The 25304-nt window shown below is 44.6% G+C and carries 20 protein-coding genes and 1 tRNA gene; 10 read left to right on the plus strand and 11 right to left on the minus strand.

Features of this window, described 5'->3' with window-relative positions; translation table 11 throughout:
* Positions 1 to 259 precede the first annotated feature (259 nt).
* Positions 260 to 541, minus strand: a complete 282-nt coding sequence (locus F6K46_RS00860; RefSeq protein WP_293019508.1) for a 4a-hydroxytetrahydrobiopterin dehydratase — start codon at positions 539 to 541, stop codon at positions 260 to 262.
* Between the two features lie 512 nt (positions 542 to 1053).
* Positions 1054 to 2112 carry a photosystem II D2 protein (photosystem q(a) protein) gene (gene psbD / locus F6K46_RS00865; RefSeq protein WP_008183309.1) on the minus strand — a complete coding sequence of 353 codons (1059 nt, stop codon included), beginning with the start codon at positions 2110 to 2112 and terminating at the stop codon, positions 1054 to 1056.
* Between the two features lie 251 nt (positions 2113 to 2363).
* Here psbD and F6K46_RS00870 point away from each other — a divergent pair, with 251 nt between their 5' ends.
* The 5 genes from F6K46_RS00870 to F6K46_RS00890 all read left to right on the plus strand — a co-directional run bounded on the left by F6K46_RS00870 (position 2364) and on the right by F6K46_RS00890 (position 5820).
* Positions 2364 to 2630 (plus strand): hypothetical protein, encoded by a 267-nt coding sequence (locus F6K46_RS00870; protein ID WP_293055030.1) that lies wholly within the window; start codon positions 2364 to 2366, stop codon positions 2628 to 2630.
* 24 nt (positions 2631 to 2654) lie between these two features.
* A complete protein-coding gene (locus tag F6K46_RS00875; protein ID WP_293055032.1) occupies positions 2655 to 3314 on the plus strand; it encodes an energy-coupling factor ABC transporter ATP-binding protein in 660 nt (219 codons plus the stop codon).
* Positions 3315 to 3550: 236 nt separating this feature from the next.
* Complete coding sequence (gene iscB, locus F6K46_RS00880) at positions 3551 to 4810, plus strand: RNA-guided endonuclease IscB (protein ID WP_293055034.1); 1260 nt, start codon at positions 3551 to 3553, stop codon at positions 4808 to 4810.
* A gap of 306 nt (positions 4811 to 5116) precedes the next feature.
* Positions 5117 to 5665: an NYN domain-containing protein gene (locus F6K46_RS00885; protein WP_075896987.1), complete on the plus strand. Its 549-nt coding sequence runs from the start codon at positions 5117 to 5119 to the stop codon at positions 5663 to 5665.
* A gap of 82 nt (positions 5666 to 5747) precedes the next feature.
* Positions 5748 to 5820, plus strand: a tRNA-Glu gene (locus tag F6K46_RS00890).
* Positions 5821 to 5889: 69 nt separating this feature from the next.
* On the opposite strand, the gene F6K46_RS00895 is transcribed toward F6K46_RS00890, so the two are convergent.
* The 3 genes from F6K46_RS00895 to F6K46_RS00905 all read right to left on the minus strand — a co-directional run bounded on the left by F6K46_RS00895 (position 5890) and on the right by F6K46_RS00905 (position 11428).
* The gene (locus F6K46_RS00895; RefSeq protein ID WP_293055036.1) at positions 5890 to 7569 is read right to left on the minus strand and encodes an AarF/ABC1/UbiB kinase family protein; all 1680 of its coding nucleotides are present in this window, start codon (positions 7567 to 7569) and stop codon (positions 5890 to 5892) included.
* Between the two features lie 145 nt (positions 7570 to 7714).
* A complete protein-coding gene (locus tag F6K46_RS00900; protein ID WP_293055038.1) occupies positions 7715 to 9778 on the minus strand; it encodes a GAF domain-containing sensor histidine kinase in 2064 nt (687 codons plus the stop codon).
* A gap of 711 nt (positions 9779 to 10489) precedes the next feature.
* Positions 10490 to 11428 carry a hypothetical protein gene (locus F6K46_RS00905; RefSeq protein WP_075896995.1) on the minus strand — a complete coding sequence of 313 codons (939 nt, stop codon included), beginning with the start codon at positions 11426 to 11428 and terminating at the stop codon, positions 10490 to 10492.
* A 673-nt stretch (positions 11429 to 12101) separates the two neighbouring features.
* Between F6K46_RS00905 and F6K46_RS00910 the strand changes: the two genes are divergently transcribed.
* The 5 genes from F6K46_RS00910 to F6K46_RS00930 all read left to right on the plus strand — a co-directional run bounded on the left by F6K46_RS00910 (position 12102) and on the right by F6K46_RS00930 (position 18409).
* Entirely contained in the window at positions 12102 to 12440 is a 339-nt protein-coding gene (locus tag F6K46_RS00910; RefSeq protein ID WP_070391392.1) for an NAD(P)H-quinone oxidoreductase subunit M, read from the plus strand.
* 272 nt (positions 12441 to 12712) lie between these two features.
* Complete coding sequence (locus F6K46_RS00915; RefSeq protein ID WP_366510691.1) at positions 12713 to 12892, plus strand: DUF6737 family protein; 180 nt, start codon at positions 12713 to 12715, stop codon at positions 12890 to 12892.
* Between the two features lie 245 nt (positions 12893 to 13137).
* Entirely contained in the window at positions 13138 to 15603 is a 2466-nt protein-coding gene (locus tag F6K46_RS00920; RefSeq protein WP_293055043.1) for a protein phosphatase 2C domain-containing protein, read from the plus strand.
* Between the two features lie 207 nt (positions 15604 to 15810).
* Positions 15811 to 17445, plus strand: coding sequence for a CHAT domain-containing protein (locus F6K46_RS00925; protein ID WP_293055045.1), 1635 nt, complete (start codon positions 15811 to 15813; stop codon positions 17443 to 17445).
* Between the two features lie 304 nt (positions 17446 to 17749).
* Positions 17750 to 18409, plus strand: a complete 660-nt coding sequence (locus F6K46_RS00930; protein ID WP_081431078.1) for a hypothetical protein — start codon at positions 17750 to 17752, stop codon at positions 18407 to 18409.
* A gap of 477 nt (positions 18410 to 18886) precedes the next feature.
* On the opposite strand, the gene F6K46_RS00935 is transcribed toward F6K46_RS00930, so the two are convergent.
* The 6 genes from F6K46_RS00935 to F6K46_RS00960 form a co-directional block, all read right to left on the minus strand.
* Positions 18887 to 19801: a phosphatidate cytidylyltransferase gene (locus tag F6K46_RS00935; protein WP_070391395.1), complete on the minus strand. Its 915-nt coding sequence runs from the start codon at positions 19799 to 19801 to the stop codon at positions 18887 to 18889.
* Positions 19802 to 19892: 91 nt separating this feature from the next.
* Entirely contained in the window at positions 19893 to 20495 is a 603-nt protein-coding gene (gene cbiT / locus F6K46_RS00940; protein WP_075897007.1) for a precorrin-6Y C5,15-methyltransferase subunit CbiT, read from the minus strand.
* Between the two features lie 441 nt (positions 20496 to 20936).
* On the minus strand, positions 20937 to 22397 hold the full coding sequence (locus F6K46_RS00945; protein ID WP_293055049.1) for an aminotransferase class I/II-fold pyridoxal phosphate-dependent enzyme: 1461 nt from the start codon (positions 22395 to 22397) through the stop codon (positions 20937 to 20939).
* 543 nt (positions 22398 to 22940) lie between these two features.
* A complete protein-coding gene (locus F6K46_RS00950) occupies positions 22941 to 23357 on the minus strand; it encodes a helix-turn-helix domain-containing protein (RefSeq protein WP_293055051.1) in 417 nt (138 codons plus the stop codon).
* Positions 23358 to 24229: 872 nt separating this feature from the next.
* A complete protein-coding gene (locus tag F6K46_RS00955) occupies positions 24230 to 24727 on the minus strand; it encodes a hypothetical protein (protein ID WP_293055053.1) in 498 nt (165 codons plus the stop codon).
* Positions 24637 to 25299: a WD40 repeat domain-containing protein gene (locus tag F6K46_RS00960; RefSeq protein ID WP_293055055.1), complete on the minus strand. Its 663-nt coding sequence runs from the start codon at positions 25297 to 25299 to the stop codon at positions 24637 to 24639. The genes F6K46_RS00955 and F6K46_RS00960 overlap by 91 nt, the downstream gene beginning before the upstream one ends.
* Positions 25300 to 25304: the final 5 nt, after the last annotated feature.

Below are 25304 nucleotides of genomic sequence, written 5' to 3' on the forward strand. Positions count from 1 at the left end.
TTGGCGTTGTTAATTTCCAGCTAGCCGATTTTCCACAGCCTAAACCGGTATTTGGTTTTATCTAAGAATCAGCGCTATTGCGATAAAACCTATTAACCTATTACAGGAACAATTTATTAGAGGAACAATTCTTATACTATAGCCTTTACCGACAAAGTGCTACACCAACTTTTTTTCCCTTTGCCAGTGGATTTACTTCTTCTGGCTTGGGGTCTATTGCTAAGGCGATTGTCACTTATTTAGAGTTATTTAAAGCATATTAACCCAGCTCTGAAATAACTTGCGCTAGGTCAAAATCTTTCGAGGTTAAGCCACCACTATCATGAGTGGTTAAAGTAATCGTTACCTTATTGTAGGAAATCTCTAGGTCAGGATGGTGTTCTGCAGCTTCAGATGGGTCAACAAGTTTATTCACAAACGCGATCGCTTCTACAAAACCCTTGAATGTCTTATTACTACGCAGGGTTTTCCCTTCCACACTCCAGTCTTCTAGCTGACTCGCCTTGGCTTTAATTTCTGCATCACTGAGTAGTTGAGCCATGATTCTTAGATGCACTCCTTAAACAATCCCATACAAAAAACTATCCGCTCTCACGGCTAGTGTTTTGGTTAATCCATAACACCTGGTGTGAGAGCGGTCTAGCGGGTCTTCTGATTGAAACCAGGCTGCCGAGAGGAACTCTTAGGTAGCCCTGCCTAAGCAGTCATATAGATTCTCCGTAGAGAATCCAGCTAACTCCTAGAGAACAGCCCCGGCGCACAGCCGGCTAACTCCAACCAGATGACCCATGATTTTACTACTATCTTCCATGGGCATCACCTCCTTTAATCCCTAAGCGGTTTTTTTTACCTTTCCAGGATTATCACCTTTCCTTAAGTTAACAGACTATCGATCAAATTGCAACCTCTGCAAACTAGGATCATGATAAATTCGCCTAATATTGCTCAGAGCGTTCCAGTTTTCTTTTTCTAGAACTGCTCAAAGCCCCACCAGGAGGTGGGGCTTTGAGAAAATCCAACAGCTAACCTTAATTCTGGTTCCGCCTTGGAGTGTTACAGAGCGTTACCGCGAGGCAGTACTTCCTCAGGGAACTCAAAGTTTTGGTGAGGTTGGTCTGCCGGAGCCATCCAAGCCCGCAGACCCTCGTTCAGCAAAATGTTCTTAGTGTAGAACGTCTCAAACTCTGGGTCTTCTGCTGCCCGGATTTCCTGGGAAACGAAGTCATAGGCTCGCAGGTTCAATGCTAAACCTACAATTCCTACTGCACTCATCCACAAGCCAGTTACTGGCACAAACAACATGAAGAAGTGTAACCAGCGCTTGTTAGAGAAAGCAATTCCGAAGATTTGAGACCAGAAGCGGTTGGCGGTGACCATGGAGTAGGTCTCTTCCGCTTGGGTGGGGTTGAACGCCCGGAAGGTGTTGGCTTTGTCCCCATCCTGGAACAGGGTATTTTCCACCGTTGCCCCATGAATGGCACACAGCAGAGCACCACCGAGTACCCCAGCTACCCCCATCATGTGGAAGGGATTCAGTGTCCAGTTGTGGAAGCCTTGCAGGAACAGGATGAAACGGAAGATACCCGCTACTCCGAAGCTAGGAGCAAAGAACCAGCTCGACTGTCCCAATGGGTACATCAGGAACACGCTGACAAATACTGCAATCGGCGCACTGAATGCGATCGCGTTGTAGGGTCTGATGCCTACTAGACGAGCAATTTCAAATTGCCGCAGCATGAACCCAATTAGACCAAACGCTCCATGGAATGCCACAAAGCTCCACAACCCTCCTAGTTGGAACCAGCGAGTCAAGTCTCCTTGGGCTTCTGGACCCCACAACAGCAGCAGGGAGTGTCCCAGGCTGTTGGGAGGAGAGGATACTGCTACGGTCAGGAAGTTGCAGCCTTCTAGGTAGGAAGATGCTAAGCCGTGGGTGTACCAAGAGGTAACGAAGGTGGTACCAGTCAACCAGCCGCCCAAAGCCATGTAGGCACAGGGGAACAATAGAATGCCGGACCAGCCGACGAATACAAAGCGATCGCGCTTGAGCCAGTCATCGAGGATGTCAAACCATCCTCTGGTGCTGGGGGCGCGTCCTACTGCTACTGTCATAGCAAGGATCTCCAGATATATATAAGTACGGTAAGGCGACTTACTTTCTTTATTAAAGGCAGTCTAAGTAAAGAAAAGTAAACTTCGTCTAATATAACTATCATAATATGTCATAATTCTTAATTTTGCTACCCCCTAAAAAAAATTAGGTAATAACTGCACCCAAGATACTGCTCTTACGGTGCTTTGGGCTGGGGTCTAAGATAAGAAAAAGAAGTACATTAAGAAAACGCGCTACGGCTTGATACTCCATGTTTACCATTGACTTAATTCTCAGGAATACACCCATGCCACTGTCTGTCCAACGTAAGTCAGAAGAAGAGGCGCAAGCAACCTACCAGGAAATTTTGACAGCCATGCGCTCTGGGCATCCTCAGTTGTTAGAACTCAGCTGCGATCACAAGCCAGAGAAGAAAATTGGCGTTCTCAGTGATCAGATCAGTGCAGCAATGATTTCTCAAAAATCTGGAGCCACAGGCTCAGGACGTACTCCCGGCTTCTTTGCCATGGCTGAATAAATTCATCGAACAGCAAGATATATAATGACTCAACCAGCAATTCAAGTAAGAGAGGTTGGCTTCAACTGGCCTAAAGGGGGGACAGTTTTGCAATCTTGCTCCCTGGAAGTCCCTAAGGGGGAATTTTGGATGCTCTTGGGAACCAATGGCAGTGGTAAATCAACCTTACTTAGATTACTGGCTGGTTTATTGTCCCCCCAATCCGGTGAAATTTACCTGGCCGGTTCAGCAGGTTTTGTTTTCCAGAATCCTGATCATCAGCTAGTTATGCCTAGCGTAGGTGCTGATGTAGCCTTTGGACTGGTAGCCGAAAAGCTCGACCTAGCTCAAGTTCAAGCCCGGGTAAAAGAGGCTCTTGCTGCGGTGAATTTACTAGAGCTAGAGCGACGACCGATCTATGCCCTCAGCGGTGGTCAGAAGCAGCGAATTGCGATCGCTGGTGCGATCGCAAGACAGTGCGAGATTTTATTGTTAGATGAACCCACTGCCCTACTGGATCCAGATACCCAGATGGATTTAGTTTCACAAGTACGAAATTTAGTCAAAAGTCGAGGATTGACAGCCATTTGGGTTACCCACCGTTTGGATGAGCTAGATTATTGCGATGGAGCATTTTTGTTAGACCAGGGTCGGGTCATTGACCAAGGTCAACCGGAACGCCTGAAGCAAAGACTCCTAGTCTAAGCCTTGGTAATTCCCGGTAACCCCTGGAAGCACCAACTAGGATGCAGGCTAATGATTAAGTTCCTACGTTGATTTGGTCACGACACCCAGGAATGACCTCCAGTTCCTGGCTCTGTCGCTAATCATTAAGGTAAAGGCGAAACGTGTGATTAGCCTAACAAGCCATTTCAACATTGCCGTTCGCGCAAGCGTGTGCGAAGCACTTGGAAAACATAACCAACTTGAGGCATTTAACGATGCAAAATTATGTATTTGTCATTGACACAAACTTTCAACCATTAAACCCCATCCACCCAAAGAAGGCTCGCCGCCTATTAGAAAAAGGCAAGGCAGCTGTTTTTAGGATGTATCCATTCACAGTCATCTTAAAAACGGCGATCGCAAATCCAACCATCTCACCATGTCAAGTCAAGATAGATCCTGGTAGTAAAGTGACTGGATTTGCCTTGGTTCAAAAGGATCAAGTTATCTGGGCGATGGAACTAGAACATAGAGGAGGGCTAATCAAGAAGAAACTAGAATCCAGAAGGGCTGTAAGGCGTGGGAGACGTAATCGAAACACTCGCTATAGAAAGCCTAGATTCCTCAACCGTAAGCGCCCAGAAGGATGGCTTCCCCCTAGTTTAGAACATAGGATTTTAACTACTCAAACCTGGGTTAAGAGGTTGATTAAATTCTGCCCAGTAAGCGAGATCTGGGTCGAAAGAGTTAAGTTTGACACCCAGAAAATGCAGAGTCCTGAAATCAGTGGCGTTGAGTACCAACAAGGGGAACTAGCAGGTTACGAGGTCAGAGAGTATTTGCTTGAAAAGTGGGGAAGAGAGTGCGCCTATTGTGGAAAGCAAAATGTTCCCTTGCAAATCGAGCACATTCACCCTAAGTCCAAGGGTGGAAGCAATCGCGTAAGCAACCTTTGTTTGGCTTGCGAAAAGTGCAATCAACGAAAAGGAAATAAACCTGTAGAGGATTTCTTGAAAAAGAAGCCGAAGCTACTCCAAAAGATTAAAGCCAAAGCTAAACAGCCATTAAAGGATGCGGCGGCGGTCAATGCAACCCGGAACAGACTAGTAAAAGTACTACAAGGCATTAAGCCTGTGATCACTGGGACCGGAGCACAAACTAAGTATAATCGGACAAAATTAGGGTTTCCTAAACAGCATTGGGTTGATGCTGCTTGTGTTGGAAATATTGAGACCTTAACGTTAAAAATCTCTCAGCCACTATTAGTAACCTGTAAAGGCCAAGGTGGCAGACAAAAAGCGGCACTCAATAAATGCGGTTACCCGATCAGACACAACCCATTAAAACCGATCAAAGGTTGGGTTACCGGAGATATAGTTAGGCATCAAAGATTAGGAATAGGCAAGGTTACTCCCAGAAGCAAAGGAAGTTTTGGATTTACCCCGTTAGGAATGAAAGGTTACAAAAGCTGTAAGCCTCAAGATATATCGGCAATACACCGAAAAGATGGATACATTTACAGCTTTTGCGGGTAACTACCGGAAATTACCGGGAATTAGCCCTCCTAGATTTTCCTGGTAAGTCATAATCACTGATTCTCGGGAAGTTTCCAGAAAGTCGTAGGGTTTGTAATCGGCTAACTGTTAACTGCTAAGCGTTAATTATAATACTTAAAGTTGTGACTATAATAGTTTATATGTTAATAGTTAAATGTTGAGTGTCATTTTTGCTCAATCCTTTTGCCTTTTGCTCAAGTGCAATTTATACTAATATAAAGAAATGTTAAAATTAGCGCTAATATGTAGTCCATACGGACGGTAAACAGTATAATACCATGGAAAATGTCCTGTTCTTCACCGCTGGCTATTTTACTAGTTGATGGCTATAACGTCATTGGCTCTTGGTCTTTCCTGAAAAATACCCGTGATCGTGATGGTCTCATGAGTTCTCGCCAAGAGTTAATTGAGACCCTAGCCAATTACAGTGCCTTTGTCGGCTATGACACTGAGATTGTCTTTGATGCTCACTCACTCAATACCCCTAACAGTCGTGAGGTGATAACTAATCACTTATCGGTTTACTACACCGATTTCGGGGAGACAGCAGACACTTACATCGAAAAATTTTGCGCCTCCTATAGAACCAATCTTGTTAAACCCACTAAACGTCTGATCGTCGCTACCTCAGATCGGGCAGAGCAATTGACGGTTGTGGGGTATGGTGCTCAGTGCATGTCTTCCCAGCAGTTGCTCAGCGATGTTGAATTCACAGCTCGTCGAACCCGCCGCAAATACCGACCACAGAAATCCTCTAGTGGTCGTTTTTTAGTAAATTCCTTAGATGCCAAGGCTCAGCAGCGCCTAGAACAGTTGCGAAATAAAATCAAGTAAAGGGACTGGAAAAAAATTTTCCTGATCAAACACTTGACACAAACCAAAATATCCGCTACACTTATAAAAGTGAAATCAATAAGCCCCCATCGTCTAGAGGCCTAGGACACCTCCCTTTCACGGAGGCGACAGGGATTCGAATTCCCTTGGGGGTATCTAAAGAAGCAAAAAATACAACAGAAAAAATTCAACAGCTTAAGGTAGGCGATTTTAGATAAGATTGCCTACCTTTTAGCTAATCTATCCAGTCTTTCTCTAATGGCTAAGTTAATCAGAGAACGTAGCAAAATCAAAAACCAGAATCCGGAAAAGGCAAAGGCGGCTATCGCCCATCCACTATGAGGAACAGATAGGAAAATAGTACCAGCTACCAGGGTAAATCCAGTTAAACAAGCATAAATTAGGCTTTTTAGAGCAAGGGTGATCTGCTTGAGAGTGCGATCGCTTTCTACAGAACGCACGTGTAATTGTAACTCTCCCAGCTCGAGCCGCTCTTCTAAGCGTCGAATGGCTAGTTCGGTAGGGCTAGCCTTACGTAAGTTATATTTCACAAAATCCCTAGCTTGTTTGGCTAGTTCCCCCACTATATTCCCCCGCCCTTGAAAAACAGCCAGGCTTTTAACAAAAGGCTCAGTAGCAACTAACAAATTATATTGGGGATCTAGGGCACGAGCAATCCCATCAAGAGTTGTTAGTGACTTTAAAATAAATGTCAGTTGTGCTGGTAGGCGAAAAGGTTGCTGCTCAAACATTATGTAAAGTTCGCTACTGATTTCCTCAAAAGCTTGTAATTCTATGGGCTTTTCGGTAAATTTTTCCAGTAGAAAAGCAACTAATCGCTTGACTGGCTTGAGATCTGACATGGGTTCAATTAACCCCATGTAAGTTAAACTATTAACGACCTGATCAGTGTCCTTACGCAGTACAGCAAAAAAAGTCTGGAGCATTTGGTCTTTAGTCATGGACTTGACCTCCAGCATTGTGCCAAAGTCATAAAAAATCAGACTGCCCTCTGTAGAGACTGCCATATTTCCAGGATGAGGGTCAGACTGAAAAAAGCCATCTTGTAATAACTGCTTGAGGTAGCAACAAATTCCCAGCTGAATAATTTCTTTAGGATTTATGCCGAGGGATTCTAGGGTCTGACGGTCATCAATTTTAATTCCCGGCATATACTCCATAGTCAAAACTTTTTTAGTTGTATATCGCCAGTAGACTTTCGGGACACTAATGCGAGGATAATTGCTGAAATTTTGACGAAAACTCTCAGCATTCTTCCCTTCATGGATGTAGTCAATTTCTTGATAGAGCAGGTTAAAAAACTCATGGGTTATGGAATCCAAATCATATTTTCTGGTTCCCGGAACAAATCGATTGACAAAACGAATCAATCGATGGATAATCTCAAAATCTAAGTTAAATAGCTTTTCTAAGCCAGGACGCTGAACCTTAACGACTACATCCTCGCCGGTGTGCAATCGGGCTTTATGAACTTGTCCCAAACTGGCAGCGGCTAGAGGAAAATGCTCAAAATCCCGATACAAACCATGAATATCGTGACCCAGTTCTGATTCAATTAGAGTTATAGCATCGGTTACACTAAATTCTGGGATCCGATCTTGTAATTGCGCCAAGGCATTCACATATTCTAAGCTAAGTAAATCAGGGCGTGTGGATAGTGCTTGCCCGATCTTGATGAACGTTGGACCTAAGTCTAAGAGCTTTCTAACTAACCACTGGGCTCGACGATTTCTTTGCTTGGGGGAATTATTAGCCGATACCTTGTCCCACCATAAATAAACCATAAACTGCGCTGCCGCAGTAAAAATATCGATCTGGCGAGCCAGGGGGGAATAGTTAGGTTGTTGCCAACGTGGTGGCTTGGGCGCATCAGTTGTGAGCATACTCAGCTATTCATAGTTACTCCTATCCAATCCGGGAGTATCAATCAGATCATATCCGCTTTAATACCTATTCTTCCCAGTTAGTCTTCCAAGCTATTAGTCATTAGTCATTAGTTTTGCCTTCTTACTTACTAATGACTAAGTTTTACATAAAAGATTGAACCTGGGGCAGAGTAATTGTGAAAGATACCCGAGACGTGCGAGGAGTGTCAGACGGGCCAGTGGAGACATCTACCGTCCCATTGAGATGCTGCACTAAGCATTTTACTAGCGCTAGACCCAAACCAGTACCCTGAACTGCCCTTTGGGTCATCCCCTGACCGCGATGGAATTTATCAAAAATATGTCTGAGGTCTTCTGGAGATATCCCCTGACCAATATTGCTCAAACTCATCACAATCTGCTTCACCGATTGCTGGATTTGCTCAGTTACCTCGATCACCACTGTAGTATTTGGGTGAGAATACTTGCCAGCATTGGTTAAAAGTTCCAGCAAGATACGGTTAAGGCTTTCAGCGTCGGTGTTGATAAACAGCGATGGTAGTGAACTATTGATTGTTAAGGTTAAGCCTTTCTCCGCCCATTTGTACTCAAAGGATTTAGCCAAGTGCTTAATCATCGGCATCAGGTCAATTCTTTGCAAGTGCAGTTGGGACTGGTCAGATTCCAGCTGCTGTAGACTCAACAGGTCGTTAATTAGCTCAATTTCTTGATTACACTGTTGCTCAAGGATTTCTAGATATTTGGCACGACGCTCAAGATCAAGTTTGGGTTGACGCAACATCCGAATCGCTAGACTCATTGCCGTCAAAGGTGTCCGCAATTCATGATTCATGCTACTGAGAAATTCTTCTTTGAGCCGATTTAATTCCTTTAACTGACCCATTTGCTGGCGAGTTCTTTGGTATAACTCTGCCTGAACTTTCAGACTATGTTGTAACTGAGCCGTGCGTTCTTCAACAAGGGATTGTACTTGCTGGAGAGTCTGATTTTGGATAATAGTGCTACTAACTTGTGTACTGACCCACTTGACCAAGTTGATTTCATTCTCTAGCCAAGGGCGAGGTTGAGTATTTTGCAAGACCAAGAACCCCAAAACCTTAACGGATAGCAAACCATGATTATCTGCCCCAACCAGAGGACAGATCAGTAACCCTGGCAATAGGAGCTGATCTAGGAGTGAGATGCTCTGGTGGTCAGATTTACCAATCGGGTGATCTGGTCTATGGGTAATGACTATCGGTTCAGGGGCTTGCTTGAGAGCCTCTTGGTACCAAGAACACTCAGAAACTGGGAAGGATTGATTTAACAGTGCGTCTCCTTTTGAAAATAGATCAGTACTAGAGGTTTCCTTTAACCATTCACAAACCACTGTCAGATCATGTTTTGGTGAATGCTGTCCTGGTAGAGAGCAACACAGGGGATTCGTTTCATCTAACAGTAGCAGTAGTGCCCGTGACACCTGAAGTGCTTCAGCAACAGCTGTGGTAGCTATCTGGAAAATCTCCAGGAGATTGAGAGAGCTATGCATCACTTGACTCAATTGGTTGAGCAGAGTTTGGTCTCGAGTAGCCGCCTTCACTTGGTGGGTTAGCTGAACTTGAGAAATTGCTACCGATACCCATTGGGAAACAACAATTAATTGTTCTTGCTCTATCTTTGTCCATTGGTAAGGCTGGGCTTTTCCTAAAACAATTACCCCGTTGACTACAGACTGAAACTTTGTGGAGGTCTTCAGGATTGCCCTGGCAGATAGCACTTCTTCACCCAAATCTAAGTTAGACCAAGCATCGGATTTTTGCCAATCTGAAATTACCAGTACTGAGTCCCTGCCTAAGTCATCCTCTGTGGTTATGAGTTCCAGCAGTTGCACTGGATTTTTGTAGTATCGGTGTTCTGGGTCAAGGTGTTGATCAGCACGCCACCAGGCTAGTTGGGGCGTAGTGCTAGGGTTAGCCAGCGCCCCAATTAAACAGCTATCCACCTGAAAACTCTCTCCTATAGCCTGGGCGAGCATCGCCAACAGAGTTTGTGTTTCTGAGGTATTTAGTATCGTCTTAGCAATTTGTTGCCCGATCTGAGCTAACTCTGTCGGGTAAGGCATGAGTGAACCTTGATGCTCCTGGCTAAAGGTTGGTTCAAATGTACCTGAGAGACGGGAGTTGATGGAATTTACTCTTGGGGCAAAAATCGCGCTTTCTGCATCCATTATGCTTGTTGCACAACTTGTGAATACTGGTCTTGACTAGAGCAACTACTGTTAAAACAGTAATCTCGCTAGGATTAGTGTTCCCGGCATCAAAGTGCTTTTGATCAAGAGATTGCAGTTTTTTACGACAACCGACCGACACACCCGTTCAATCATCACTCTGGTTAGAGGAGAAGCTGTGGGTCGGTGGCACAACTCCCATCATGTAATCGTCGCAGTTGAGTTAAACTCCCCCCCGGTGCGCTTACAGTCGTCGAATTTAATTCGCGTGATTGTCGCGATCCAAGGCCATGAGGGATTGCTCACGGCCTTGGGTCGCGCCTTTAGGCAAAGCCCGACGCGGGGCGCGAACTGGCGCGCACCGCGATATCAAAATGGTTACTGCTCGAGATTCGTTTACCAAATTAATTTTGATCGGTAGATTGGGTGAGGGCTTTTTGGAGTTTTGACCTAAGCACAGAGCGTAAAAATCCCAAAAGGCGCGCGCCTCTGAGTTGGGTAGACTACTAGTACCTGGAAACCCAGGAGAGAATTGAGAAACTCCAGATATCTCTCCAAGCTGCGCTTTCCAAGGCCGCGAGGGATTGCTCGCGGCCTTGGAAAGCGCAGCTTGGGATTGACATCGATTAATTTTCAACACCTTAAACACCTTGAGCACCTTTTTATACCGTTTTTTAAACAAAACTGATTTAAAACTTCAATTCAACACCACTAGGAACGCTTCTTTCTAGCTTGTTTTTGAGCTTCCTCACTGTTTTTTCGATAAAGTATAACCCGATAACGAGCTATCTGGTAGCGTTGGTCATCAGGTTTTACCGTCTCCATTAGATTTGATGCCCGTTCCCACTTAGCTGCCACATCTAACCATTGAGCTGAGGTTTCGACACTTTCGCCTGCTGCGGCTGCTTCTTGAGCTAGGCGCATTGCCTCAGTAAAGGGGTCCTGAGTAAAGGGGGGGTCTGGATTACTAGAAGATCCCTCGGAAGAAGAATTGGCTGGGTCTTTTGCCCAATCTTCGGCTTGAGTTGGGTTTAGGGATTCGATTTCCCTCCCAAACCAATCATTGAGTAACCAACCTACTACGATCAGGAATAAACCCAAACCTAACCCAATCACAACACCTTGCCGCAATCGACCTTTTTTACGTAGTTGACTGTAAGAAGCTGGCGGTAAGACCAGTTGCTGATTCGGTAGTTTTTTTTGGCTCAGTTGACGGGAAAATCCTGGTGTTAGAGCCAGTTGCTGGCTCGGTAGGTTTTGGCGATTGTTGAAGGTTTGAGCCAGTTGCTTGAAGAAATTTGGCCTAGTAAGGGTGATGTCTTCGTACCATAACAGCTGATTGTCTGGGTCACGGCTAATTTCTTCTAACCAGAGTAATTGTTCCTCTCGCACGATGCGGCTGTTGATCCTGACACGACGAATGTTACGCGGTGAAATCTCTTCCAGAATTTCCTGGATTTGACTGACTAGAATCGATTGTTCCAGCTGTTCTGGTTTTGCTGCTTCACACAAAACTTGCAATACACCATCAGCCAGAATGGCTCTAGTTCTCACCCCAAAATCGGCTAATCGTTCATTCAGTGTTTGAATAATTGCCACCACGCTACCCTGGTGGGCTTGTCTAGCAATATCTTCCATGGTACCAGACATTTTTTTTAGCTATGACATTGGATTAGTGTGTTTGACTTTACTTAATATAGTTTTTCCCTTTAGAGTACCAGGATCTTCCATTAGTGCATGTATTGTTAATTTTTCTTCCCCCGTGGAGACCGCCGCTAAAACCCAGGTTGCTCTAGTAATTATCATAATCATGAGGTACATTTTTTGAGTAACCCTACCAGTAACGGAAAACAATACTCGATTAACTATTATTAAAAACACTCCTGAATTCCGAAATAATTAGGTGCGCGTTCACGGTTAGCTTTGAAAAAGCGCGGGGTCGCACCGCTCCATACTCCCGACTAATTTGTACCTCACAAAAATGATAAATGACAGATTTAAATCACATCGAGTAGGGCCAATGGCCCGCACAGTTCGAGTAAACAGCGGCTTCGGACTGCTGTCTACGGTTGTAGGGAAACCTACTATGAAAGTAAGTGACTTTTTGGTAATGTCTGTAAAATCTCATGCACGTGGTTGTCAGACCATTATCTCCTTCAAAACTGACCGGTGCGCTTACAGTCGTCGAATTAAATTCCCGTGGCGGTGCGCGCCCGTTCGCGCACCGCAAATCTTTGATGGGTTTGCCGGGAATTCACATGGTGACCATTGACTACTGCCTGAAAAGATGAAAAAATAAAGTCTGTGAGCAGGAGGTTTCTAGATGCTGTTAAAGTCCACCACTCGTCATATCCGAATCTATACAGCAGAGGTTAAAAACAACGAACTAGTCGGGAGTGATAACGTTTTAACCTTAGACATTGACCCCGATAACGAGTTCAATTGGAATGAAGATGCTATACAGCAGGTTTACCGGAAGTTTGATGAGTTGGTTGAATCCTACAGCGGATTTGATTTAACCGAATACAACCTGCGTCGTATCGGTTCTGACCTAGAACACCTTGTGCGATCGCTTTTGCAAAATGGACAAATTAGCTACAATACCGAAAGCAGAGTGATTAATTACAGTATGGGGTTGCCCCAAGTAGAACCTCATAATTAAGCAGTAGGAGATAGGCAGACAAGCTACTTTCAAACAAACCAAGTCACGACCGGATCAAATAACTAAAGCCCATGTCTGCCTTGATCCCCAGCCACAATTTAGTCGGTTGGCTTGACCAAACCATGCTTTTATTGATCAATCCCGTGCTTAGTAAAAGAAAGTCAGACGTGGTAGTTTAGATGTGGTAGCTTAGAAGGTTAATCTTGTCTACAGAAAAAAAATTCAATCCCTGGAGTTATAAGCCTTGGTGGTGCCAACCCTGGTCAATACTATTGACCGGATCTGTCATCCTATTAAGTATATGGGTAGTTTTCAAAACCATCTGGATCACGCTACTCGCTGCTATGCCAATTATGCTTTGGTGGACGTACTTTTTGCTGATCTGGCCTGAGTTAATCAAGAGTAGTGTGATGAGTGAGGGGACGGCATCAATATTGCGCAATAATGATTAATACATAAAACGTAATCCTGACCTTCCCCATAGACCCGCTCGGTAACCATTGCTGCGAACGAATGTATCGCGCGCAACTCATTCATGATAGAAGTAAATCATTAACCAGCCCGTAAGTCAAGCGCTACAATCTTTAATCAATGGGCTGATTTTGGCACTTCCTTTGTGGGCACATAATTCCTTCAAAGAAAGCTGTGCTAATGTTAACCCGGTTCCATCAGGCTATCTTTAGCAGCAAAGAGTTTCATGGACAATCCGGCGGCAACGCTCCACTGCCCAAATCATCAATGTCAGGCTCCCAATCCCCAGACCAACAAGTTCTGCCAAAAATGTCGCACGCCGCTGCTCAGACGATACTTGTGGGCTATTGGGTCAGGCATAAAAGCCGCTCAACCGGGAGAACTTATTGCTAAGCGCTACCTCCTGATTCACTCTCGTGTTCTTTTAGATACTCAACCAGCGGTACCGCCAGAGACCCCACTAGAGATTCCTCAAACCATAACCCCATACTTGAGACTGGTTTCCTATGGATTACACCTGCCTCAAGTGTATGGTCTGCTAACACCGAAGCCAAGGCATAACAAAGAGATTTGGTTACTCGAAGGAGTACCAATTCAGGCAACAGGGAACATTAATAATATTGGACAACTGTCACCAGAACTGACCAGCGTCTGGAAAAATGCCTCACCAATACGCCAACTCAACTGGCTGCAGCAATGGGCTTCACTATGGCAACCGTTGAGCCGAGAAGGAGTAGGGTCTAGCTTACTGAAATCAAACCTGGTGCGGGTGGAAGGAGCCTTGCTAAGGTTATTGGAATTGGAGCGTGATCAAACGCCAGCACCAACCTTAAAACAGCTGGGTCAGCTGTGGTCACAACTGCTTCAGGGAGCTTCCCCTGTTATTAGTGAGTTTTACCAACAACTCTGTTCCCAGCTTACAAAAGGACAGATACAGACATCAGAGCAGCTGTTAGCATTACTGGCGAAAGGGTTGTTTGAATGCCGGTCATGGCAATCGAGAACCTATAAGACTCTCACTCGTACCGATACCGGTCCGGGTCGTAGCCACAATGAAGACGCTTGCTACCCTCCTAATGGTAAGCTAATTAGCTCTTCAAGAGGGAAAGAAGCGATCGCAATGGTTTGCGATGGCATTGGTGGACAAGCAGGTGGTGAAATTGCTTCCCAACTGGCAATTGACACTCTGCGACAACAGCTCAAACAACTGCCAGCTAAACTGGAGGTGTGGAACCCAACCACTCTAAGCCTGGAATTGGAAAATGCTGTCTGTGCTGCCAATGACTCCATTAGCCAACGCAATGATCATGAGAACCGATTTGATCGGCAGCGTATGGGAACAACCTTGGTCATGGCTAGAACCCATGCCCATGAAATATACATTACCCATGTCGGGGATAGCAGAATCTATTGGGTGAGTCGCCATGGTTGTCACCAAGTTACTCTAGATGATGATTTAGCCACAAGAGAAGTGCGGCTTGGATATACCCTTTACCGACATGCTCTACAACAACCAACATCTGGTGCCCTAGTGCAAGCGTTAGGGATGGGTTCATCAACCACACTACACCCCACTGTACAGCGCTTGGTGTTGGATGAAGATTGTGTGTTTCTGCTGTGTTCTGATGGTCTTAGTGACAATGACCGAGTCGAGCAGTACTGGGAAACAGAAATCCTGCCCATTCTCGACGGTCAAATTGATCTCAAGAAAGCAGCAGAACGAATCATTGAGCTTGCTAATACCAAAAACGGACACGACAATGTCACGGTGGGGTTGATTTACTGTCAAGTCACACCAAGCCAGCCTTCGATGCCCATCCAACTATCACCCCCACAGCTAGAATCCATTGGCAATCTCGAGACCAACAATACTCTAATGTTAAACGTTAAGAGTGATCAGCAACCCGCTTCTATTGATGAACAAAAAACAGCGTTGCTCACACTTAACCTCATGGAAGAGGGGGATGCATCTGGTGACCAAAATCCTCATTATTCAGCTTCAACCTCTCCTGAGAAGACTGGCAGACTGTTGTTGGGAATATTCGTGCTTTTGGTGTTAGGGGGGGTAGTCGTTTATCTGTTGAGTCCAGTGTTGAGTCTAAAGGCGAGTGGACAGATAAATCGCTTCTTGAGTGGGGTTTTTAGTCTTGGTAAGGGGCAAGAACTAACCGGTTCTAAAACCACCCCTAAACAGAGTCCAGAAACTAAAGCTATCCCAGGACAAACTCCTGAGTCCGTGACCCTTGCTAAGCGAGCTGCCTTAATTAAAAACCAAGATATTATTAGAATAGTGGGTCAAACTGTACAACTTTTGGTTAACCCTGAAAAGCAATCAATCCTTGGCAGAGTTCCTGCTGGTAGCGTTTTGCAGGTTATTGCCAGAAAAAGGTATCCTCAGGAAGAGACTTGGTGGATTAAATTAAGAGTTTGCTCACCCGGAACCAACACAACTGATATTTCATCGGATCAAATGGCTAGCTCCCCCAAAGTTGGCTCATCCTCAGTACCGTTAAACTCTAAGCAGACTAAACCCTCTGCTACCTTGGTGTCACAGGGACAGGAAGGGTGGATAAGAGAAAAGGAGATTTTACCTATGATGGCTCGTGATTTTACACCAACCCCAACACAAGCCAGTCAATGTCAGAAAAATACCCCTCCGTCTAATTCCCCTAGACCTATTCAATCTCCGTAAGTCTTGAGCAAGTAGTCAAAAGCTTATCGCTTTTAAGTTAATGCTCACCAAAGCTTTCTGACTAACCACTTAACTCCTCAACTAAGAACTGAAAACTAATGATGTCCTATTAATGACCAATTCCTCATTATTGATAGCGCCAATACCACCCAACACTCGATAGACTGATCCTCACATCGGTATATTCCCTATAATGATGAACCTTTAATGTCTGGTATCGAAAATCCTTGCCTCAGTTTAGCGATCGCTCGTCTATCTGCCGCTGGCAGAGAAAACTTGGCTATCTGGGTGCTGAAAGCTCCTTACCCAGGGGGTATGGTTCATCATGATTCTACTTGGTCTGAATACATGACTCAGTCCTGGCTGGCTTGGCAGGACATGTTTTCCCCATTTTCAAACCATGTGCCGATTAGTGGTCATCACAACCAGTATCCCACCACTTTGCCCTCACAGAATCAAAACGGTGCTACAGGTCCGGAGATTAGCTACAGTGGTCGTTTGATGCAAGGTTTGGGCATTGACCTCTGGCAGTGGCTGTTTCAAGGCTCAATTCGCAATGCCCTCGAACGAAGTCAAGGCATTGCCTTGGGACAAAATAAACCCCTTCGCCTGCGCTTGGAAGTTCGCGCTCCAGATTTCATTCCCCTCCCCTGGGAAATTATGCAACCCATGGCGGGTAAACAGGCAATTTCCCTCTCTCAGCAAATTCTGTTTAGCCGCACCACTAGTGATGTAGACGCCCTCGAACCCCTGCGCTCCCACCAGGCTCTCAATATTTTGTTAGTTCTAGGAGAGAAGGTTCAAAAATTAAATGGTTCGACTACCAATTTGGATCTCGAAAAAGAAGCGGCTACCTTGGTAAATGCCCTTCAAGCTGGTAGAGCCGCTCAAACTTCTAGGAACCAATCCGTTCCACCAGTTACCTGCAACGTCTCAAAACTAATACAACCGACACCAGCTGAACTGATTAAAGCACTCGAAACTGGTGCCTATAACATCCTATTCTATGCTGGTCATGGTGAAAGCGCACCAGACGGAGGTTTGCTATTTTTACGCTCGGATGCGAAAATTAGTGGTACGGAATTGGCTCAGGTTCTGGTGCGCACCCAGGTTGCCTTAGCTGTATTCAATGCCTGTTGGAGTGCCAAACCTGACCAAGTGAATTCCCAAACCATTCCCCGTAGTAGTTTAGCTGAGGTGCTGATTCACCACGGTGTCCCAGCAGTTTTGGGGATGCGGGACTCCATTGCTGACCAAGAAGCCGTGAGTTTTATTCAATCATTCGCCCAAGCCTTGGCGGAGCGCATGCCAATTGACCATGCTGTAGCTGTGGCCAGACAGCACATGTTGACCCTTTACAAGTTTAACCAACCAGCCTGGACCTTGCCTATCCTTTATATGCATCCTCAGTTTGAAGGGGAGTTAATCCAACCGGTGGGAGAAGGAATTACAGAACTGCCCACCATCACCTCAAGCTGGCTTGAAAATCCACCCCCAACTGCGTCTTTGCGTTCCATAGGAAAAACCGATCAGGTCTGGCCGATTCGAGGTGGATTGATGCGAGTGGGACGCCTACAATCTCACAACGATTTGGTGATTCCCGAAGTTTGTGTGAGTAAGCAACATGCTGAAATTATCTGCCGTGATGCTTTCACTGACCAAGGCTCGGATCCAACTTACTTCTTGAGGGATTTTTCTCGTAATGGTACGAGAATATTGATCGATAATGGTTGGAAAACTGTTCATCATCAGGAAGTTCAGCTAAGGTCGGGTATTCAGCTTAAGTTTGGTGGTCCTCGTGGTCAGATCTTTGAGTTTATTATTGACTCCCCAGAATCTTGAGTAGGACTATCCTCGTGCCGAAGATAAAGTCAAGCTTATGCTGTTAACTATGCTGTTAACAATGGGAGTTTCACAAGGATACTGGTTAGAGTCAAATGGCAACTAGTGGCTGTCTACCTAAGGGAGCCTCTCAATAGCTCACTAATATCACACATAAGTTGATTTGGAAAGTGCTGTTGCCATGGTAATTAAACACGCGCTGAGAAGTCCAGATTATTTTTTCAGCTGTTGCGGAACTTCCTCAAAAATTGATGTAGCTATTTTATGTCAGGTTTCATCTACTAACCCAAACAGGAGGGGCATTATGAACAGCCAAGCTATTCAATATCAAGAACATCAACAATCATATTTTGAGGATACTTCGGTTCAAATCCAAGAAGAACTACTAGAATTATTACAGTCAGAAGAGGAGTTTTATCCTTGGGATCCAACTGATCCAGAAGCAGAAGCTTATTTTGCTGAGCTAGAAGCAGGTTTTTCCCTCAACGAAATCCAAGATGACCAGGAAATTGCTCAGGCTTCTCTTGCCTTTTTTGAGCGACTAAATCAGTGTTGGGAATTACCTCTCGAATCGAGCATCGAATCGAGCATCGAATCGAGCATCGAATCCACCATTGACTCGTTGAAGGCAGCTTTAGCTAACGGATGTGCGTCTTGCATGCCTCCCGAATGGCTCGAAGCGATCGCTTCGAGAGCTCAAGAGGTTGTTCACAAGAACTTGTCCTTAGCAGAGCAACTTGTGCTTTGTGTCAAGCCATTGTTACAAAACTGGACAGAAGACGATCTATTGGTGTTAGCTCGTCCGTGGGCTTACGCCATGCGCAGTAGCTCAGACTCCATGAATGTCAGTGCTTCAGTTAAATCTGAACAGTGGCACTCTTTGTCTTCTATCCAACAAGTCCGCCTAAGCCTAGAAGTAGCTCATTCGGCTCTGATCGAACTAAACAATCACACTAGTAACTAATTATCTGACTAATCATCTGACTAATCATCTGACTAACCATCGATATTAACATATTAGTGTCGTAACTGGTCTTAGTGATTAGCGTAATTACTGATTAGTCATCACCCCCAAGCTGGGTTTGAACCGAAAAACCGTTTTCCGGTTCTGTATTTACCTAGATTAATTGTAATCCGGACATGATAGTTATCCCAAGTTGCATTGATATGTAGCACCATTACCTCCCATCTTCGTAATCTGTGGTTTCTGACGTCTACCCCATCCAGAATGCAATTTTATAGCGGTTTTCAGGTTTTTATTCCGATTATGACAGCCGGTGATTGCACTCGGAATTTCCTAGAGGCGTGCTGTGTATTCTACCCTCGCTGGAAACCGCTATAAATTTTTAATCTACTCCAAGGTAGCTTAACGGGTTAATGCTATCAATAGATGGCTTTTTGCAATCAATAAAATCAAAAAATTTTGAACATTGACACAATACTACAGGTAGCTGGGTAACAGTGGTAGTAAAAGAGTGACAAAATAATAAACCAAAGGGGCAGTGAACACATAGCTGTCTGTTCGGTCTAAAATGCCACCATGACCAGGAATTAATTGCCCGGAATCCTTGACACCAGCATCCCGTTTCATTAAGGACTCCGTTAAGTCTCCTAAGAGGCTAGCTACACCAATGATTACTCCGAGCATCATGCCGCTCAACTGCCAGCACGGCCAATTCAGATACCAAGCTCCTGCGATTCCTACAGCAATACTACTGACAAGGCCAAATATAGCGCCTTCCACAGTTTTTTTAGGACTGATCATAGAAAGGCGAGTGCGACCAAAAAATTTGCCGAAGGTGTAAGCTCCGATATCTGCTGCCCAAATACAGCTAAATGCTAGGAGAGTTGAAGTTAACCCAGCAGGTAAATCACTCAGATTAATCGAAAAATTAGACCAGTATCCACTGCTGGGTAGGTTCGTAGCGGCGACTGTAGCATCTCGAGCTAGGGAGGACGTTTCAGTCAAATCAGTCAAACCCACTCGCAGACGGACCCAATACCCGGGCAGATAACCACCATAGAGTAAACCTAATATGGAAGCCCCAATATCCGCAATGGTTGCTATCTTGGGTTGGAACAGTAAGTAAAAGCAAATAAATGTTCCAGCAATGGGAAACACCGCATCAGCCAGGGTTGGTGAAATGGTAGCTGTAATTAGTAGTAGCTGAGACACAAACATGGTGCTTTTGGTTGCTGGCACCATGCCTTTTGCTTTTACTAGTTGAAAAAGTTCTAACTGACCTAAATAGACAATGACACAGAAGCCGATGGTAAAATACCATCCCCCAAGTAAGATCATCCCCATCGCCAGGGCGATCGCAACTATTCCACTAAAAATCCGTAACCAGGGCATATGACGTTTTTTTTTGACACTCCTGTTCTCACACAAGAACAGGTTATTTATATTATTATTGTTAATTTTGTTCCCTGAAGGGGTCTATTCCTTACTCTAACTTCTCACCACTAAGAATAAAAATGGGGTTAACTGCTGCAAATGTTTGATAATTCCCCCGTGTCTCTAGGCGATTGACGGCTGACTGAACGACTTCGATATTGCGAGCCTGTAACTCCGCTAAGCCTTCTGAGATGGCATAGAGTCCTTCTAGATTATTGGTGGTTGCTACTATCCTCCCTGGAGATTGTAGGTAGGGCCAGACTTCTTTGAGTAGAGTTTTGATTGGTCTTCCTCCTTCAAGGCAAACTCGGTGGGGTTTCAATGGTAGATCTTTGAGACATTCTGGGGCGTTACCTTCGATGACTTCTACGTTGGTGACATTAAAGCGATCGCAATTGTGTCGAATCAGGTTGGCTACTTCTTCATCCCGTTCTACGGCAATAATCTCACTTTTGGGACACAGTAGTCCAATTTCTACAGGAATGGTACCGGTTCCAGCACCGATGTCCCACAACCGGTCTTGGCTTCCTAGTCGTAGAGCAGAAATGATCAGCAGCCTGACTTCTCGCTTACTTAAGGGAATACCGGGTAGGCGTTCAAAGAGGTGATCTGGGATTCCAGGAGTAATGTATGGCCAAATTGGGGATGACATTTGTGGTATTTAGGTTTCGGGGTATTTTTTTTCCTTTAGTTATTTTGATGTATTCAACTAACCCTTTCAGGTATAGAGCACAAAAATAGTATTATAAATATGGCTGTTTGGTACCTGTTATACTTATGTTTTAATTTTAATCAACCAAAACGATTACTGTCTCTAGTTTTGATAGTTTTATAATTTAGCTTTTATCCTAAATAGATGCTAAATTATAAAAATAACTTAGCATCTATTTGTAGGAACTAACCATAACTATTTACGAAGATTATAGCCTTGATCATACTTATTAGGTGTATTCAATTTTCTTCCCTCTTTATTAAGGGGGTAAACCCCCAATGCCTATCTGCATGCCAACTTTCGACTCCCGACTCCCGATTCCCGACTCCCGATTCCGATTAAGCCAGGACCAGGTACCGCACCTAATTGAGAACTACTATACTAGTCAATAACCTTTAGGGTTTGGAGGCTGGGGTCGCTACAACCGGTAATTTGACCACCTAAGGTTAGAATTTTTTGGAGGTATTCAATAGTAGTTGATTTGATTTGTTCTCCTGGCATTAGGGCTGGTATTCCTGGTGGATAGGGACAGATTAATTCGGCACTGATCCGGTTGATGGTTTCGGTTACCGGTAGGGTTTCGGTGGGAGCAAAGAAGGCTTCACGGGGGGAGAGTAAGGGTTGCAGGTTACAGGTTGCAGGGTGCAGGTTACAGAAGGCAGGTTGCTCAGTGGAGGAATTGTCATTATTTTGGGCAACTTTGATGAAAGCTTGTACAAGTTGCTGAATATCGGTTTGGGTATTGCCTAGGCTAATGATAAAGGTTAAGTGGTGAAGTGTGGGTAACTCCGCTGTGACACCAAGCTGTTGATGAAGAATTTCATCGGCTTCAAACCCACTTAATCCTAATTCGGTCACTCTTACGGTTAAGCGAGTTGGGTCTAGGGCTTGGAATCTTCGGGGTTTAATTAGTTCTAAACCTGGAATTTGGCTGATTTTACTTCTGGCATCCTGGGCTAGCTGCAAGGTATGACTCATTAGTCGTTCTCCATGGAGTGCCATTTGTTGTCGTGCGGCATCTAGGGACGCGAGTAGTAAGTAACTGGGACTGGTGGATTGAACTAGCTGTAATGCTTTACTCAACTGCTGAGCATCAATGCGATTGCCCTGAATGTGCAACATCGATGCCTGAGTCATGGCACCGAGTACTTTATGAGTTGATTGTACGCTTAAATCGGCTCCGGCTGATAGGGCATCTAGGGGTAAATCGGGATGGAAAGCAAAGTGAGGTCCATGGGCTTCATCCACCAGTAGGGGAATATTATGTTGGTGAACTATTTTAGCGATCGCTTTTATGTCACCACAGATCCCCTGATAGGTTGGATAGACCATCATTACTGCTTTGGTGTCCGGATGCTGATTCAGGGCTTGGTTAACTGCAGTTGGGGTGATGCTATAAACCAAGTCAGTGGATGGGTCGTACTCGGGGTTAATAAAGATCGGGATAGCACCACACAAGACTAATCCTGCGATCGCGGATTGGTGGATATTGCGCGGTAATAGGATTTTGTCCCCGGTATAGCAGGTGGCTACTATAGCAGCCATCACCCCACAAGTGGAACCGTTAACTAGGAACCAGGTTTTGCTTGCACCAAAGGCTGCTGCTGCTAGGTCTTGAGCTTCTTGGATTACCCCTTCTGGAGCAAAAAGATTATCTAACTCCGGTAATTCTGGCAAATCAGCCCTAAATACTGATTTTCCCAGCAAATCCGCTAATGGCTCTGGTATTCCCTTCCCTTGTTTGTGTCCTGGTGCATAAAAGGCTGCATGGGGCTTCTGGGCTGATGCCCGCAGAGCCTCTAATAAAGGTGTCTTTTCCTGAGAAGGTGGTCGATTGTTCACAAATTTTTCCCAATGGCTCTAGCTTATCAAAAATTGAGCCAACTATGAACCTCTTTCTGAGAGGATATCTCCCAAGTTTTTTGATACTTAATTTTGCCCCCCTAGCCCCCCAACTTTGGGGGGAATAAGAGTCAATTTGCTTCTAAAAGTCCCCCGCCCCCCTAACCCCCCAATTCTGGGGGGAATTAGCGGATGCTTCGCTTTTTTACAGATGGGGACCAACGGGGGCTTGGATGTAGCAAATGAGACTTCTCAGACAACCTCTGAGGTGAGTAGGGATTCAAAACCAGTATACTAAGGGAATCGCGAAAAGTGATATCCTTGATCAGATTATCAAGTAATTTGTCAGCTAATGATCTCAACTATTACTGACTCACTAGTTTTTTAAATTCCGTTTATTGCTAGTAACGAATAATCAAATACTAGTCCACACACTGCTAGATACGGCCATGGATAAATTGCTTGCTGATTGATAACCAGGATATCGATAATTTTTAATTTATATTATGTCCGAAAGTTCGGATCACTGATAGCTTAGACGTTTCAGATCACTTGAAAATCAGAGATAGTCTCTATCCACACCCTTGCTCCACAATGTAGGGGATTATCAGGACGATACATTACTCTACATGGTCCATTGACTTCCACGGTATGACCATAAGTGTTTTTAGACCCTCGTTTTACGGTAATCACAGGGTTGCGCTCTCCGGTCTTGAGATTTTGGCGAATCACTTTCTGGTTAACGTGAATCACTGCAGGAGTGTAATTTGTACGCTTTGACCAGTTCCGCTTTGGTCCGCGAGTGCCGGGAGTGACCACTGGCATGCCGTCAAACAGAGGAATCACCCAAGTTCTACCCACTTTATAGGCTCCTTTGACTCTGCCTTTACCCAGAAGGTAACGGACGCGAGTGGCGGAAACACCTAGTAAATTGGCGGCTTGTGCGGTGGAAATCATCATAGCGGCTTAACCATTGCGTTTACTATACTGTTTATATTAGCATAATTTTAAGTAAAATGCAAGCTTTTAAAAAACTATTGCATTTTAGCAATGTAAAATACTATAAGTGCTGTAAATAGGGTAAGTGTGGTAAATAGGGTAAGTGTAGGGAGGTGGGAAGAAAGTGCTAGGTATGAATGGAACTCGAGTACAGAAAAACTATTGCACGCTCTGCAATAGATTGAGTTAGCGGTGCGCGTTCAAGCCTTATACTGATGACTGATATAGGAAAAATGCGATGCTCGGTAGAGCCGCTACGCGATCGCATCGGCTATCAAGTTGGATTTACCAACTTGGAGACATAAGAACTATTGCACTGTCACCATCAATTCGGTCAGTGGATGATCTTACTTTGATACTGACTACCGATATTCCAAAAATGAGATTGATGACCCTATCAAGTTGGTAAATCCAACTTTGGGAAATAAGAACTATTGCACTGTCGCAATCGACTGATTACCTAGGTGATCAAATCTTGGTCTGTTCGACTCAAGTGAAAAAAAATACCAATTAACGTAGGGTGGGCAAAGCCATCATTTTATTAATACTCATTTGAACCAAACTGTTTTTGCCCACCCTACAAGTAAGACAAATACCAATTAACGTAGGGTGGGCAAAGCCATCATTTTATTAATACTCATTTGAACCAAACTATTTTTGCCCACCCTACAAGTAAGACAAATACCAATTAACGTAGGGTGGGCAAAGCCATCATTTAATTAATACTCATTGGAACCAAACTATTTTTGCCCACCCTACAAGTAAGACAAATACTACAAGTAAGACAAATACCAATTCAAGTAAGGTGGGCAAAGCCATCTAATCATTAATACTCATTGGAACCAAACTGTTTTTGCCCACCCTACAAGTAAGACTTCCCCCGATTCCCGATTCCCGATTCCCGATTCCCGATTCTTGATTTCCTGTTCAAAACTAATCGGATTCAGGACTAACGACCAAATTCTAATCGTACCATCCTCCCCACCACTAACTATAGTGTTTCCATCTGGACTAATCGCAACTGACCAAACCCAGCCATCATTTCCAGAGAGAGTGCGCAGCAATTGTCTACTGTCTACATCCCATAGCTTAATAGTTTTATCACTGCCAGCACTAGCGATAGTTTTGCTATCGGCACTAATCGCAATGGTAAGAATTGGTGCAGAGTGACTTTCGAGGATAGCTAATTCTTCGCCACTGTTAATATCCCACAACTTGACGGTTTTATCAACACTAGCAACTAGTATCTTGCTATCTTCACTAATGGCAATATCAGAAATCTGGGTTGTTTTGAGATGGTTTTCCGCAATTCTAGGGTGGACAAATCCCAAATCTTGATAGAACGATCTGACCCGCCACTGGCACTAACCAAATGTTTTCCATCGGGACTAATGGCAACAGCAGTAACCCAGTCGGAATGCTCGGTAATGGTGCCTAAAGTTTTGCCAGTGAGGAGATCCCACACCATAACGGTCTTGTCAGGAGAGCCACTTACTAGGATTTTGCCATCGGGACTAATTGCGATTGATCTGACTATACCCGTATGTCCTTTCAAGGTACGAGGTGGTGCTCCAGTTTCTAGGTTCCAGATATTAATTTGTCTTTCTGTTGCGGCAGCGAGACGTTTACCATCAGCACTGATTACTAGAGAACTGGGCGTTCTGGTAAAGTCTTTGATCGTCTTCTGTAGCCTACCATCCCTGAGATTCCAAAACTTGATGGTTTTGTCTTTACTGCTGCTAATTAGGGTTTGGCTATCTGGACTAATGGCGAGAGAATTAACATCTGACCGATGACCTGAAATTAGTTGAGTCAGCTGAGCCTCTTGCCACGACTGGGCTAGCAATGGTTGTTGAGAATGTGAGCGTCCTAGGGTTACCGGATAGACTATCCCTGTAGCCATAGTTA

This window comes from Moorena sp. SIO3E8, from assembly GCF_010692445.1.
In the GTDB taxonomy this organism is placed as follows: domain Bacteria; phylum Cyanobacteriota; class Cyanobacteriia; order Cyanobacteriales; family Coleofasciculaceae; genus Moorena; species Moorena bouillonii.

Excerpts from the sequence above, each read along its gene's own strand:
- F6K46_RS00860 (WP_293019508.1), bottom strand. The coding sequence starts at position 541 with ATGGCTCAACTACTCAGTGATGCAGAAATTAAAGCCAAGGCGAGTCAG.
- psbD (WP_008183309.1), bottom strand. The coding sequence starts at position 2,112 with ATGACAGTAGCAGTAGGACGCGCCCCCAGCACCAGAGGATGGTTTGAC.
- F6K46_RS00870 (WP_293055030.1), top strand. The coding sequence starts at position 2,364 with ATGTTTACCATTGACTTAATTCTCAGGAATACACCCATGCCACTGTCT.
- F6K46_RS00875 (WP_293055032.1), top strand. The coding sequence starts at position 2,655 with ATGACTCAACCAGCAATTCAAGTAAGAGAGGTTGGCTTCAACTGGCCT.
- iscB (WP_293055034.1), top strand. The coding sequence starts at position 3,551 with ATGCAAAATTATGTATTTGTCATTGACACAAACTTTCAACCATTAAAC.
- F6K46_RS00885 (WP_075896987.1), top strand. The coding sequence starts at position 5,117 with ATGTCCTGTTCTTCACCGCTGGCTATTTTACTAGTTGATGGCTATAAC.
- F6K46_RS00895 (WP_293055036.1), bottom strand. The coding sequence starts at position 7,569 with ATGCTCACAACTGATGCGCCCAAGCCACCACGTTGGCAACAACCTAAC.
- F6K46_RS00900 (WP_293055038.1), bottom strand. The coding sequence starts at position 9,778 with ATGGATGCAGAAAGCGCGATTTTTGCCCCAAGAGTAAATTCCATCAAC.
- F6K46_RS00905 (WP_075896995.1), bottom strand. The coding sequence starts at position 11,428 with ATGTCTGGTACCATGGAAGATATTGCTAGACAAGCCCACCAGGGTAGC.
- F6K46_RS00910 (WP_070391392.1), top strand. The coding sequence starts at position 12,102 with ATGCTGTTAAAGTCCACCACTCGTCATATCCGAATCTATACAGCAGAG.
- F6K46_RS00920 (WP_293055043.1), top strand. The coding sequence starts at position 13,138 with ATGGACAATCCGGCGGCAACGCTCCACTGCCCAAATCATCAATGTCAG.
- F6K46_RS00925 (WP_293055045.1), top strand. The coding sequence starts at position 15,811 with ATGTCTGGTATCGAAAATCCTTGCCTCAGTTTAGCGATCGCTCGTCTA.
- F6K46_RS00930 (WP_081431078.1), top strand. The coding sequence starts at position 17,750 with ATGAACAGCCAAGCTATTCAATATCAAGAACATCAACAATCATATTTT.
- F6K46_RS00935 (WP_070391395.1), bottom strand. The coding sequence starts at position 19,801 with ATGCCCTGGTTACGGATTTTTAGTGGAATAGTTGCGATCGCCCTGGCG.
- cbiT (WP_075897007.1), bottom strand. The coding sequence starts at position 20,495 with ATGTCATCCCCAATTTGGCCATACATTACTCCTGGAATCCCAGATCAC.
- F6K46_RS00950 (WP_293055051.1), bottom strand. The coding sequence starts at position 23,357 with ATGATGATTTCCACCGCACAAGCCGCCAATTTACTAGGTGTTTCCGCC.
- F6K46_RS00960 (WP_293055055.1), bottom strand. The coding sequence starts at position 25,299 with ATGGCTACAGGGATAGTCTATCCGGTAACCCTAGGACGCTCACATTCT.